We start from the raw sequence: 12,188 nt of genomic DNA, 5'->3' as shown, positions 1-12,188 counted from the left end.
GGCAAACGAGGTTCTTATGTCCGTACTCGATCTAAACGCGCTTAATGCATTGCCGAAAGTGGAACGCATTCTGGCACTCGCGGAAACCAACGCCCAACTGGAAAAGCTCGACGCCGAAGGGCGTGTGGCCTGGGCGCTGGAAAACCTGCCGGGAGACTATGTGCTGTCGTCAAGCTTTGGTATTCAGGCGGCGGTGAGTTTGCACCTGGTGAATCAAATCCGCCCGGACATTCCGGTGATCCTCACCGATACCGGTTACCTGTTCCCGGAAACCTACCAGTTTATTGACGAGCTGACGGACAAGCTCAAGCTGAACCTGAAGGTCTACCGCGCGGCCGAAAGCGCGGCCTGGCAGGAGGCGCGCTACGGCAAGCTGTGGGAGCAGGGCGTTGAGGGCATTGAGAAATACAATGAGATCAACAAGGTTGAACCGATGAACCGGGCGCTGAAAGAGCTGAACGCGCAGACGTGGTTTGCCGGTCTGCGCCGCGAGCAGTCGGGCAGTCGGGCGACGCTTCCGGTGCTGGCGGTCCAGCGCGGGGTGTTCAAGGTGTTGCCGATTATCGACTGGGATAACCGGACGGTGTATCAGTATCTGCAAAAGCATGGGCTGAAATACCATCCGCTGTGGGATCAGGGGTATCTGTCGGTAGGCGATACCCATACCACCCGCAAATGGGAGCCGGGCATGGCAGAAGAAGAGACCCGGTTCTTCGGGCTTAAACGCGAGTGCGGATTGCACGAGGGTTGATTAGCGCTTCCTCAGGGAATGGTGTGAAAGAGAACACGCGGGTGATACCGCGTGTTCATTTGCACCCGTCAGCTTTTCTTCTCCACCTTCGCCAGCTCTTTCACCAGCGGCAGCATCACTTTCACGACATCGCGCCCGCGATGCTCGATCCGTCCCGGCAGCGCGTTGTCGATATATTGCTGATTATCCAGCTGAACGTCATGCCAGCTGATTCCCTGCGGGAAGCTGCGCGATTTGCTCCGCTGCTGATAGCCATCTTTCTTGCCTAATGACCAGTTGGTCGCTTCGACCGACAGCACCGGGATCCCCGCGTTGTCGAAGACGCTGGCGTCATTACAGCAGCTGGTGCCTTTCGGGTAAGCCGGATTGAGTCCCGGATTGGTGTAGGCGGCGATGCCTTTGCTGCGGGCGATAGCCAGCGCGCGATCGCGGGTCAGCTTGCGCACCGAGGCCGGCGTGCGGCGGCCGCTGTTGAAGTAAAGCTTATCGCCCACCACCAGGTTATCGAGATTGATCACCAGCAGGGTATTTTTCTTTTCCGCCTCGCTCATCCGCTGCAGCAGGTTTTGCGCGCCGAGACGACCTTCCTCTTCGCCGCTGGTGGCGATAAAGCGAATGCCATAGCGGGTGGGGACGTTCTTTAAATGCTCCGCCAGCTCCAGCATCACCCCGAGCCCCATCGCGTTGTCGTCAATTCCCTGCAGCGTCAGGCCGCCGAGGTTGTTTTCGACGTCTTTATCGCTCTGCGGCGCGTAGGTATCGAGGTGCGCCATGATGATGATTTGCTGGCGAGACTGGCCTTCATGGGCGGCGATCACTGTACTGCCGGTGGCGTTATGCCAGTTTTTACGCTGGTTGCTGTCGGTATAGATGTAGCGGGTATTGAAGCTCCGCACGTCGCTCTGATAGCCCATCCGGGCGAACTGCTGGCGCAGATAGTCAGCTGAGAGCATTTCCGGGGGCGTTCCGGTCATTCGTCCCGGGAAGACGGTGGCGATATGGCGAGCCTGACTACTGGCGGTGTCGCCCAGCGCGCTGAATGCGGGGGCGGCGGCGAAAACAAAACCGGTGCCGAGCGCCAGCGGAAGCAGACGGCGGCACAACGCGGAAAACATAAGGGGTCCTTACACGAACGAGACAATTTGACGCGTACAGTATGAAACTGTGACCGCGGTTAAACAATTTCAATTGCTCTTAAATAGCGGAAAAATAGCGTGTTAAGCACTTTTTGATATTTAGATTTCCACTGCGTTATTCCTTTGTGTCACAACTCATTCCATTTCGTAATTTCATTTGCTCTAAGGCGCACCCTATAGTCGCAGTATCGCTGATTGTAAGAGAGTTGTTACCCCGTGGATTACTTGCCCCTTTTTGCCGAACTGAAACAAAGGCCCGTGCTGGTGATCGGCGGCGGTGAGATTGCTGAACGCAAGATCAAGTTTCTGCTGCGCGCCCAGGCGCAGGTGCAGGTGGTCGCCGGGACGCTGTCTCCGGCGCTGGCCGATCTGGCGGCGCGCCAGGCGCTTAGCTGGCGGGCGACGGAATTTAGCGACGCTCTGGTGGATGATGTCTTTCTGGTGATTGCCGCCACGGAGGACGAGGCGCTTAACCAGCGGGTGTTTGCGGCGGCTAACGCGCGCTACCGGCTGGTCAACGTAGTGGATAACCAGGCGCTCTGCTCGTTTGTCTTCCCTTCTATCGTCGACCGTTCGCCGCTGCTGGTGGCGATCTCCTCCAGCGGGAAAGCGCCGGTGCTGTCGCGTATTCTGCGCGAAAAAATCGAAGCGCTGCTGCCGACGAACCTCGGGCGTCTGGCGGAATCGGCGAGCTACTGGCGCAATCATCTGAAAACCCGTCTGACGACCACCGAAGCGCGTCGCCGCTTTTGGGAGCGGGTCTTTACCGGCCGCTTCGCCAGCCTGATGGTGGCGGGCAACACTGCGGAGGCGGAAAAAGCGCTGCAGGATGAGCTGGATAAGCCTGAACGCGAAACAGGTGAAATTATTCTGGTGGGGGCCGGACCGGGCGATGCCGGGCTGCTGACCCTGCGTGGCCTGCAGGCGATCCAGCAGGCGGACGTGGTTTTCCACGACCATCTGGTGACCCAGCCGGTTCTCGAACTGGTGCGCCGCGATGCCGAGCTGGTTTGCGTCGGTAAGCGCGCCGGCGAGCACTCGGTGCCGCAGCATGAAACCAATCAGCTGCTGGTGGAGGCGGCGAAGGCGGGGAAAACCGTCGTGCGTCTGAAGGGCGGGGATCCGTTTATTTTTGGCCGCGGCGCAGAAGAGCTGCAGGCTGCCGCCGCCGCGGGCATCCCGTTCCAGGTGGTGCCTGGCGTCACTGCCGCCGCCGGCGCGACGGCCTACGCCGGTATTCCACTGACCCATCGCGATTATGCGCAAAGCGCCGTCTTTGTCACCGGGCACTATAAGCCGGACAGCGCTCCCTTCGACTGGGCGCTGCTGGCGAAGAGCCAACAGACGTTGGCCATTTACATGGGCACCATGAAGGCGGCGGAAATCAGCGCCCAGCTGATCGCCCACGGTCGCGACAGCAATACGCCGGTAGCGGTGATTTCCCGCGGTACCCGCGACGATCAGCAGACGATAACCGGCACATTGCAACAACTCGAACACCTGGCGAAAGACGCCACGATGCCCGCCCTGCTGGTGGTCGGCGAAGTGGTGCAGCTGCATCAGCAGCTCGCCTGGTTTCAACATACATCATCCGCCGAGGGGTTTAACTCTTCGGTGGTCAATCTGGCTTAAGGAACGGTTATGGACCAAAAACGACTCACTCACCTGCGGCAACTGGAGGCGGAAAGCATCCATATTATTCGTGAGGTGGCCGCCGAATTTTCTAACCCGGTGATGATGTACTCCATCGGGAAAGATTCCAGCGTAATGCTGCATCTGGCGCGCAAAGCGTTTTATCCGGGAACCCTGCCGTTCCCGCTGCTGCACGTCGATACCGGCTGGAAATTCCGTGAGATGTATGAGTTCCGCGACCGTACTGCCAAAGCCTATGGCTGCGAGCTGCTGGTGCATAAAAACCCGGAAGGGGTGGCGATGGGCATCAACCCGTTCGTCCACGGCAGCGCCAAACATACCGATATCATGAAAACCGAAGGGCTGAAGCAGGCGCTGAACAAATACGGCTTTGACGCCGCATTCGGCGGCGCGCGGCGTGATGAGGAAAAATCCCGCGCCAAAGAGCGCATCTACTCCTTCCGCGACCGCTTCCACCGCTGGGACCCGAAAAACCAGCGTCCGGAGCTGTGGCACAACTACAACGGCCAGATTAACAAAGGCGAAAGCATCCGCGTCTTCCCGCTCTCCAACTGGACCGAGCTGGATATCTGGCAGTACATCTATCTGGAAAACATCGAAATCGTGCCGCTGTATCTGGCCGCTGAGCGCCCGGTGCTGGAGCGCGACGGCATGCTGATGATGATCGACGACGACCGTATCGATCTGCAGCCGGGCGAAGTGATTGAAAAACGGATGGTGCGTTTCCGTACCCTCGGCTGCTGGCCGCTGACCGGCGCGGTGGAGTCTGAAGCGCAGACGCTGCCGGAAATTATTGAAGAGATGCTGGTATCCACCACCAGCGAACGTCAGGGGCGCGTCATCGATCGCGACCAGGCCGGCTCGATGGAGCTGAAGAAACGTCAGGGTTATTTCTAAGGAGCCGCCATGAACACGACCATTGCCCAACAAATTGCCAATGAAGGCGGCGTAGAAGCTTATCTGCACGCGCAACAGCACAAGAGCCTGCTGCGTTTTCTGACCTGCGGCAGCGTCGATGACGGTAAAAGCACCCTGATTGGCCGTCTGCTGCACGATACCCGCCAGATCTATGAAGATCAGCTCTCTTCGCTGCACAACGACAGCAAGCGTCACGGCACCCAGGGCGAAAAACTGGACCTGGCGCTGCTGGTGGATGGCCTGCAGGCCGAGCGCGAGCAGGGCATCACCATCGACGTGGCCTATCGCTACTTCTCGACGGAAAAACGCAAATTTATCATCGCCGACACCCCGGGGCACGAGCAGTACACCCGCAATATGGCCACCGGCGCGTCCACCTGCGATCTGGCGATCCTGCTGATCGACGCGCGTAAAGGCGTGCTCGACCAGACCCGCCGTCACAGCTTTATCTCCACCCTGCTGGGCATTAAACACCTGGTGGTGGCGGTCAACAAAATGGATCTCGTCGAGTTTAGCGAAGCGCGCTTCAACGAGATCCGTGAAGCTTACCTGACTTTTGCCGAGCAGCTGCCGGGCAACCTCGATATTCGCTTTGTGCCGCTGTCGGCGCTGGAGGGCGATAATGTCGCCAGCCAGAGCGCGAACATGCCGTGGTACAGCGGCCCGACTCTGCTGGAAGTCCTCGAAACGGTGGAGATCCAACGGGTAGTGGAGAGCCAACCGCTGCGCTTCCCGGTGCAGTATGTTAACCGTCCGAACCTCGATTTCCGCGGCTTCTCCGGTACGGTCGCCTCCGGTACCGTGCAGGTCGGCCAGCGTCTGAAGGTGCTGCCGTCGGGCGTCGAGTCGAGCGTGGCGCGTATCGTCACCTTCGACGGCGATCTGCAGGAAGCCGCCGCCGGGGAAGCCATTACCATTGTGCTGAAAGATGAAATCGACATCAGCCGCGGCGACCTGCTGGTTGACGCGCAAGCCACGCTGCCGGCGGTGCAAAGCGCCAGCATCGACGTGGTGTGGATGGCCGAGCAGGCGTTGACCCCGGGGCAGAGCTACGACATCAAAATCGCCGGTAAGAAGACCCGCGCCCGCGTGGATGCTATCCGTTACCAGGTAGATATTAACAACCTGACCCAGCGTGAAGTCGAGTCTCTGCCGCTGAACGGCATCGGGCTGGTGGAGCTGACCTTTGACGAACCTTTAGTGCTGGATCCCTATCAGCAAAACCCAGTGACCGGCGGGCTTATCTTTATCGATCGTCTGACCAACGTCACCGTCGGCGCCGGGATGGTCAACGAGCCGCACCTGCAGGCGCCGACGTCGGCATCGCAGTACAGCGCTTTCGAGCTGGAACTGAACCAGCTGATCCGCAAACACTTCCCGCACTGGGACGCCCGCGACCTGCTGGGAGGCAAATAATGGCCCAGCATGACGAAAACGTCGTCTGGCATGCCCATCCTGTGACCCAGCAGCAGCGGGAACAGCATCACGGCCATCGCGGCGTGGTGCTGTGGTTTACCGGCCTTTCGGGGTCGGGTAAATCCACCGTCGCCGGGGCGCTGGAGGAAGCCTTGCATGAGCGCGGCGTCAGCACCTATCTGCTGGACGGCGATAACGTACGTCATGGCTTGTGCAGCGACCTGGGATTCAGTGATGAGGATCGCAAAGAGAATATTCGCCGCGTCGGTGAAGTGGCCAGGCTGATGGTCGATGCCGGGCTGGTTGTATTGACGGCATTTATATCTCCGCACCGCGCGGAGCGACAGATGGTGCGCGAGCGCCTGGGGGAGGGACGCTTTATCGAAGTGTTCGTCGATACCCCGCTGGCCATCTGCGAGGCGCGGGATCCGAAAGGATTGTATAAGAAGGCGAGGGCAGGGGAATTACGCAATTTCACCGGCATAGACTCGGTCTATGAGGCACCGGAAAAGGCGGAAATTCATCTGGATGGTGAACAATTGGTAACAAATTTGGTGCACCAACTATTAGACCTGCTGCAACAGAGCGATATTATCAGATCCTGAAACGGCAGCGGCATCGAGGGGTGCCGGTTGCCCGGTCTACAGGATTCGATATGCGCAATACCCAGAACCTCAGTATTATTCGTTCAGAACCGCCTCCGGCGACCGGCGACGAGACCACCTGGTCTTTGTCGGGCGCTGCCGTGGGCTTTATTTCATGGCTGCTGGCGCTGGGTATTCCCTTCCTTCTCTATGGCAGTAATACACTTTTCTTCCTCCTCTACACCTGGCCATTCTTCCTTGCGTTGATGCCGGTGGCGGTGGTGGTCGGTATTGCGCTGCACTCTCTGCTCAATGGCAAACTGCTCTATAGCGCCAGCGCGACCATCCTGACCGTCGGGCTGATGTTTGCGCTCCTCTTCCTCTGGCTGTTGGGATAACCCGTTTCTGGTATGAATCAAGCATGGGTATCAGCAGCAAAAATATGGTACAGTCCCCGCGTTACGCGGCATCGTCCGCGCGCCCCGGTAGCGTACCCGGGCAAGTTTTGGGATGATGATGCCGTTTTTCAGGGGGCAGGATGGGTAAACTAACGCTGCTATTATTAGCTTTGCTGGTCTGGCTACAATATTCGCTGTGGTTCGGTAAAAACGGCCTGCATGACTACACGCGGGTTAACGACGACGTCACCGCCCAGCAGGCGACTAACGCCAAATTAAAAGCACGCAACGATCAGCTGTTTGCCGAAATTGACGACCTCAACGGCGGTCAGGAAGCGATCGAGGAGCGTGCGCGCAATGAACTCAGCATGACCCGCCCGGGCGAAACCTTCTATCGTCTGGTACCGGATGCGTCTAAACGCAACCAGGCATCGGGGCAACAGCAGAACAATCGATAACCAGGCCCAGGATTACAACATGGCAGCCACTTTTCCGGGCATTTGCGCCGTGGTGCCGGCAGCCGGTTTCGGCCGCCGCATGCAAACGGAATGCCCGAAACAATATCTCTCAATCGGTAACAAAACGATTCTCGAACATGCGGTCGCCGCGCTGCTGGCGGATCCGCGCGTCCAGCGCGTGGTGATTGCCGTCAGCCCCGGCGATCGGCGCTTCAGCCAGCTGCCGCTGGCCCAGCACCCGCAAATTACCGTCGTGGATGGCGGCGCCGAGCGCGCCGATTCGGTGCTAGCCGGCCTGCAGGCGTTGCCGGAGGCGCAGTGGGTGCTGGTGCATGACGCCGCGCGCCCCTGCCTGCATCAGGATGACCTCAGCCGCCTGCTGGCACTCTGTGAAACCAGCCGCGTCGGCGGGATCCTCGCAGCGCCGGTGCACGACACCATGAAGCGCGCCGAGCCGGGTAAAACCGCCGTCGCCCATACCATCGATCGTAATGACCTGTGGCACGCGCTCACCCCGCAATTTTTCCCTCGCGAGCTGCTGGTGGATTGCCTCACCCGGGCGCTGAACGAGGGGGCCACCATCACCGATGAAGCCTCGGCGCTGGAGTACTGCGGCTTCCATCCGCAGCTGGTCGCCGGACGCGCTGATAATATTAAAGTGACGCGCCCGGAAGATCTGGCGCTGGCGGAATTTTACCTCACCCGTTCCCGACACCAGGAGAAAGCTTAATGCGAATTGGACATGGTTTTGACGTACACGCTTTTGGCGGTGAAGGCCCAATCATCATTGGCGGGGTACGCATTCCTTATGAAAAAGGGCTGCTGGCCCACTCCGACGGCGACGTCGCGCTGCATGCGCTGACCGATGCGCTGCTGGGCGCCGCGGCGCTCGGCGATATTGGCAAGCTGTTCCCGGATACCGATCCGGCGTTTAAAGGCGCCGACAGCCGCGAGCTGCTGCGCGAAGCGTGGCGCCGCATCCAGGCCAAAGGCTATACGCTCGGCAACGTCGACGTCACCATTATCGCCCAGGCGCCGAAAATGCTGCCGCATATCCCGCAGATGCGCGTTTTTATCGCTGAAGATCTCGGCTGCCATATGGACGACGTCAACGTGAAAGCGACCACCACCGAGAAGCTGGGCTTCACCGGCCGCGGGGAAGGGATCGCCTGCGAAGCGGTCGCGCTGCTGCGTAAGGCCGACAAATGATCGCCTTTGACCAACTGACCTGGCTGCACGGCAAGCCGCAGAGCAGCGGGCTGCTGAAAGCCAATCCGGAAGATTTCCTGGTGGTGGAAGACCTGGGCTTCGCCCCGGACGGCGAAGGCGAGCACGTGCTGGTGCGGATCCTCAAAAACGGCTGCAATACACGCTTTGTCGCCGATGCGCTGGCGAAATTCCTCAAAATCCATGCCCGTGAAGTGAGCTTCGCCGGGCAAAAAGATAAGCACGCCGTCACCGAGCAGTGGCTGTGCGCCCGGGTGCCCGGCAAAGAGATGCCGGATCTGAGCAAATTTCAGCTCGAGGGCTGCCAGGTACTGGAATATGCCCGCCATAAGCGTAAGCTGCGATTAGGCGCGCTGAAGGGCAACCAGTTTACCCTGATCCTGCGCGAGGTAAGCGATCGCCAGGAGGTGGAGACGCGTCTGCAGGCCATCGCTGAACGGGGCGTGCCGAACTATTTCGGCGCTCAGCGCTTTGGCATCGGCGGCAGCAATCTGCAGGGCGCGCTGCGCTGGGCGGAGAGCGGCGCGCCGGTGCGCGATCGCAATAAGCGCAGTTTTTGGTTGTCGGCGGCCCGCAGCGCGTTGTTTAATCAGCAAGTCAGTATTAGATTAAAAAAAACGGAATTTAATCAGGTTGTTGATGGCGATGCGCTACAATTAGCGGGGCGTGGGAGCTGGTTTGTCGTCACACCGGAAGAACTCGAGGTTTCGCAGGCGCGGGTGCATAACCGCGAACTGATGATCACGGCTGCGCTGCCGGGCAGCGGCGACTGGGGAAGCCAGCGCGACGCTCTGGCCGCCGAGCAGGCCGCCATCGCCGAGGAAACCTTGCTGCAGACACTGCTGGTGCGGGAGAAAGTCGAGGCGGCGCGCCGGGCGATGCTCCTCTATCCGCAGCAGCTGAGCTGGAACTGGTGGGATGATGCAACCGTTGAACTGCGTTTCTGGCTGCCGGCGGGCAGCTTCGCCACCAGCGTGGTCAGGGAGCTTATCAATACAACGGGTGACTATGCGAATATTGCTGAGTAACGATGACGGGATCCATGCGCCGGGGATACAGACCCTGGCGAAGGCCTTAAGGGAGTTTGCCGAGGTCCAGGTGGTTGCACCCGATCGTAACCGCAGCGGGGCTTCGAATTCGCTGACGCTGGAATCGTCACTGCGCACCTTTACCTATGAAAATGGCGATATCGCCGTCCAGATGGGGACGCCGACGGACTGCGTCTACCTCGGCGTGAACGCGCTGATGCGCCCGCGTCCGGACATCGTCGTTTCCGGAATCAACGCCGGGCCCAACCTGGGCGATGACGTCATTTACTCCGGCACCGTGGCGGCGGCGATGGAAGGCCGCCATCTGGGATTCCCCGCGCTGGCCGTGTCGCTCAATGGCTATCAACACTACGACACCGCCGCGGCGGTGACCTGCACTCTCCTGCGCGGACTCAGCCGTGAACCGCTGCGCACCGGGCGGATCCTCAACGTCAATGTCCCGGACCTGCCCCTTGACCAGATCAAAGGTATCCGCGTGACCCGCTGCGGCAACCGCCATCCTGCCGACCAGGTGATCCCGCAAAAGGATCCGCGCGGCAATACCCTTTACTGGATTGGCCCGCCGGGCGATAAGCGCGACGCCGGGCCGGGCACCGATTTTGCGGCAGTGGATGAAGGCTATGTTTCCGTTACGCCATTGCACGTCGATTTAACCGCCCATCAGGCGCATGAGGTGGTCACCGATTGGCTGGAACGTGTCGGGGTTGACAGGCAATGGTAAGTAAACGTGTTGAAAGTTTGTTGAATCAACTGCGCACGCAGGGCATCGTCGATGAACGTGTCCTCGAGGCGATCGCGCGCGTCCCGCGCGAAAAATTTGTTGATGAAGCCTTTGAACATAAAGCGTGGGAAAACACCGCGCTGCCGATTGGCCAGGGGCAAACCATCTCCCAGCCGTACATGGTGGCGCGGATGACCGAGCTGCTGGCGCTGACGCCGGAGTCGCGGGTGCTTGAGATCGGCACCGGTTCCGGTTACCAGACCGCCATCCTGGCGCACCTGGTGCATCACGTTTGCTCGGTAGAGCGAATTAAGAGTTTACAGTGGCAGGCGCGTCGTCGCCTGAAACAACTTGATTTACATAATGTTTCAACCCGTCATGGCGATGGGTGGCAAGGTTGGCAGGCGCGGGCGCCGTTTGATGCCATTATTGTGACGGCGGCGCCGCCGGAAATACCGACCGCGCTGCTGGCGCAGCTGGATGACGACGGCGTGCTGGTACTGCCGGTTGGCGAGGAGCATCAGTTTCTCAAACGGATCCGTCGCCGGGGCAACGAATTTATCATTGATACCGTCGAGGCCGTTCGCTTTGTTCCCCTGGTGAAAGGGGAGCTGGCCTGAGACCCGGATTATTCCAGGTTTTTTTTGCCTGACTTTAGGCGTAGGGTGGACACATTTTTCAGTGTCCTGGCCGGGCGTCGCCCGGTAAGCAAGATATTGGCAGTTAACATATTCCTGGGGGATAAATGAGCGCGGGAAGCACCAAATTTACCGTCAGCCGTATTGCGGCTCTTTCACTGGTTTCACTCTGGCTGGCCGGATGTACCAACACCAATAATCCGCCTGCGCCGGTGAGCTCTGCCGGCGGTGCCGCCTCTTCCAGCACCAATTCCGGCATGTTGATTACGCCGCCATCCTCCGGCGTCCAGTCTGCTCCTCAGGCGCAGCCGATCCAGCCGGTGCAGACTCAGACCATTCAGCCGCAGCCAATGGCGCAGGAACCGGTGCAGACGGTGAATGGCAAGATCGTTTACAACCGCAAATATGGCGATATTCCGAAAGGTAGCTATACCGGCGGCAGTACCTATACGGTCAAACGCGGCGACACCCTGTTCTATATCGCCTGGGTCACCGGCAACGATTTCCGTGACCTGGCGCAACGCAACAATGTCCCGGCCCCGTACGCCCTGAACGTCGGTCAGGTGCTGCAGGTCGGCAACGCTTCAGGCCAGCCGATCACCGGTGAAAACGCCGTTTCTCAGGCCAGCGCAAGGGCGAGCGGCGGTGCGACGGCCACCACAACTTCTGCACAAAAATCGACCGCGGTGGTTGCTTCACAACCGACTATTACGTATTCTGAATCCTCAGGTGAACAAAGTGCTACCAAGATGTTGCCTAATAATAAACCAGCGACCACGACCTCGACGGTTGTCGCGCCGGTGACGGCACCTACAACGGTGAGCACAACCCAGCCGACTGCAAGCAGTACGTCAACCAGTTCGCCGATCTCATCATGGCGCTGGCCGACTGATGGCAAAGTTATCGAGAACTTTAGTGGCGCGGAAGGCGGCAATAAAGGTATCGACATTGCAGGCAGTAAGGGACAGGCTATTGTCGCGACCGCCGATGGGCGCGTCGTCTATGCCGGTAACGCACTGCGCGGCTACGGTAATCTTATTATCATCAAACATAACGATGATTACCTGAGTGCCTACGCTCATAACGATACCATGCTGGTTCGGGAGCAACAGGAAGTCAAAGCGGGGCAGAAAATCGCTACCATGGGTAGCACCGGAACCAGCTCAACAAGATTACATTTTGAAATTCGTTACAAGGGGAAATCCGTCAACCCGCTGCAGTACTTACCGCAGCGATAAT

Annotated in this window: 14 protein-coding genes; 13 read left to right on the top strand and 1 reads right to left on the bottom strand. The window is 59.4% G+C overall.

The window, feature by feature from the left end; all coding sequences use genetic code 11:
• The first annotated feature begins 16 nt into the window (after positions 1–16).
• A complete protein-coding gene (gene cysH, locus ACOI6Z_RS06205; protein ID WP_004205586.1) occupies positions 17–751 on the top strand; it encodes a phosphoadenosine phosphosulfate reductase in 735 nt (244 codons plus the stop codon).
• 68 nt (positions 752–819) lie between these two features.
• Here cysH and ACOI6Z_RS06200 read toward each other — a convergent pair whose 3' ends face one another.
• Positions 820–1,866 (bottom strand): aminopeptidase, encoded by a 1,047-nt coding sequence (locus ACOI6Z_RS06200; RefSeq protein ID WP_023290823.1) that lies wholly within the window; start codon positions 1,864–1,866, stop codon positions 820–822.
• Between the two features lie 246 nt (positions 1,867–2,112).
• Here ACOI6Z_RS06200 and cysG point away from each other — a divergent pair, with 246 nt between their 5' ends.
• From cysG to nlpD, 12 genes are all read left to right on the top strand, one after another.
• Positions 2,113–3,519, top strand: a complete 1,407-nt coding sequence (cysG, locus tag ACOI6Z_RS06195) for a siroheme synthase CysG (RefSeq protein ID WP_074423615.1) — start codon at positions 2,113–2,115, stop codon at positions 3,517–3,519.
• Between the two features lie 9 nt (positions 3,520–3,528).
• On the top strand, positions 3,529–4,437 hold the full coding sequence (cysD, locus tag ACOI6Z_RS06190; protein WP_002915160.1) for a sulfate adenylyltransferase subunit CysD: 909 nt from the start codon (positions 3,529–3,531) through the stop codon (positions 4,435–4,437).
• Between the two features lie 9 nt (positions 4,438–4,446).
• The gene (cysN, locus tag ACOI6Z_RS06185) at positions 4,447–5,874 is read left to right on the top strand and encodes a sulfate adenylyltransferase subunit CysN (protein ID WP_023290822.1); all 1,428 of its coding nucleotides are present in this window, start codon (positions 4,447–4,449) and stop codon (positions 5,872–5,874) included.
• A complete protein-coding gene (gene cysC, locus ACOI6Z_RS06180; RefSeq protein ID WP_002915158.1) occupies positions 5,874–6,479 on the top strand; it encodes an adenylyl-sulfate kinase in 606 nt (201 codons plus the stop codon). The genes cysN and cysC overlap by 1 nt, the downstream gene beginning before the upstream one ends.
• 50 nt (positions 6,480–6,529) lie before the next feature.
• Positions 6,530–6,856: a DUF3561 family protein gene (locus tag ACOI6Z_RS06175; protein WP_004205590.1), complete on the top strand. Its 327-nt coding sequence runs from the start codon at positions 6,530–6,532 to the stop codon at positions 6,854–6,856.
• 140 nt (positions 6,857–6,996) lie between these two features.
• Positions 6,997–7,314: a cell division protein FtsB gene (ftsB, locus tag ACOI6Z_RS06170; protein WP_002915156.1), complete on the top strand. Its 318-nt coding sequence runs from the start codon at positions 6,997–6,999 to the stop codon at positions 7,312–7,314.
• Between the two features lie 19 nt (positions 7,315–7,333).
• Complete coding sequence (gene ispD, locus ACOI6Z_RS06165) at positions 7,334–8,044, top strand: 2-C-methyl-D-erythritol 4-phosphate cytidylyltransferase (protein ID WP_065812347.1); 711 nt, start codon at positions 7,334–7,336, stop codon at positions 8,042–8,044.
• On the top strand, positions 8,044–8,523 hold the full coding sequence (ispF, locus tag ACOI6Z_RS06160) for a 2-C-methyl-D-erythritol 2,4-cyclodiphosphate synthase (RefSeq protein ID WP_004181093.1): 480 nt from the start codon (positions 8,044–8,046) through the stop codon (positions 8,521–8,523). Before ispD ends, ispF begins: the two co-directional genes overlap by 1 nt.
• A complete protein-coding gene (gene truD / locus ACOI6Z_RS06155) occupies positions 8,520–9,569 on the top strand; it encodes a tRNA pseudouridine(13) synthase TruD (RefSeq protein WP_065812346.1) in 1,050 nt (349 codons plus the stop codon). Before ispF ends, truD begins: the two co-directional genes overlap by 4 nt.
• Complete coding sequence (gene surE, locus ACOI6Z_RS06150) at positions 9,550–10,311, top strand: 5'/3'-nucleotidase SurE (protein ID WP_004205600.1); 762 nt, start codon at positions 9,550–9,552, stop codon at positions 10,309–10,311. The genes truD and surE overlap by 20 nt, the downstream gene beginning before the upstream one ends.
• Entirely contained in the window at positions 10,305–10,931 is a 627-nt protein-coding gene (locus ACOI6Z_RS06145) for a protein-L-isoaspartate(D-aspartate) O-methyltransferase (RefSeq protein ID WP_023290820.1), read from the top strand. The genes surE and ACOI6Z_RS06145 overlap by 7 nt, the downstream gene beginning before the upstream one ends.
• Positions 10,932–11,056: 125 nt before the next feature.
• Positions 11,057–12,187: a murein hydrolase activator NlpD gene (gene nlpD / locus ACOI6Z_RS06140; RefSeq protein ID WP_023290819.1), complete on the top strand. Its 1,131-nt coding sequence runs from the start codon at positions 11,057–11,059 to the stop codon at positions 12,185–12,187.
• Position 12,188 lies beyond the last annotated feature (1 nt).

Origin of the sequence: Klebsiella sp. C239, from assembly GCF_048822715.1 — a bacterium.
Classification (GTDB): domain Bacteria; phylum Pseudomonadota; class Gammaproteobacteria; order Enterobacterales; family Enterobacteriaceae; genus Klebsiella; species Klebsiella quasipneumoniae.
This window is presented reverse-complemented; position numbering and strand designations above follow the sequence as displayed.

Coding starts and splice junctions, on each gene's coding strand:
- ACOI6Z_RS06200 (WP_023290823.1), bottom strand. CDS start 1,866: ATGTTTTCCGCGTTGTGCCGCCGTCTGCTTCCGCTGGCGCTCGGCACC.
- cysC (WP_002915158.1), top strand. CDS start 5,874: ATGGCCCAGCATGACGAAAACGTCGTCTGGCATGCCCATCCTGTGACC.
- ispF (WP_004181093.1), top strand. CDS start 8,044: ATGCGAATTGGACATGGTTTTGACGTACACGCTTTTGGCGGTGAAGGC.
- ispD (WP_065812347.1), top strand. CDS start 7,334: ATGGCAGCCACTTTTCCGGGCATTTGCGCCGTGGTGCCGGCAGCCGGT.
- cysH (WP_004205586.1), top strand. CDS start 17: ATGTCCGTACTCGATCTAAACGCGCTTAATGCATTGCCGAAAGTGGAA.
- truD (WP_065812346.1), top strand. CDS start 8,520: ATGATCGCCTTTGACCAACTGACCTGGCTGCACGGCAAGCCGCAGAGC.
- ACOI6Z_RS06145 (WP_023290820.1), top strand. CDS start 10,305: ATGGTAAGTAAACGTGTTGAAAGTTTGTTGAATCAACTGCGCACGCAG.
- cysD (WP_002915160.1), top strand. CDS start 3,529: ATGGACCAAAAACGACTCACTCACCTGCGGCAACTGGAGGCGGAAAGC.
- cysN (WP_023290822.1), top strand. CDS start 4,447: ATGAACACGACCATTGCCCAACAAATTGCCAATGAAGGCGGCGTAGAA.
- nlpD (WP_023290819.1), top strand. CDS start 11,057: ATGAGCGCGGGAAGCACCAAATTTACCGTCAGCCGTATTGCGGCTCTT.
- ftsB (WP_002915156.1), top strand. CDS start 6,997: ATGGGTAAACTAACGCTGCTATTATTAGCTTTGCTGGTCTGGCTACAA.
- ACOI6Z_RS06175 (WP_004205590.1), top strand. CDS start 6,530: ATGCGCAATACCCAGAACCTCAGTATTATTCGTTCAGAACCGCCTCCG.
- surE (WP_004205600.1), top strand. CDS start 9,550: ATGCGAATATTGCTGAGTAACGATGACGGGATCCATGCGCCGGGGATA.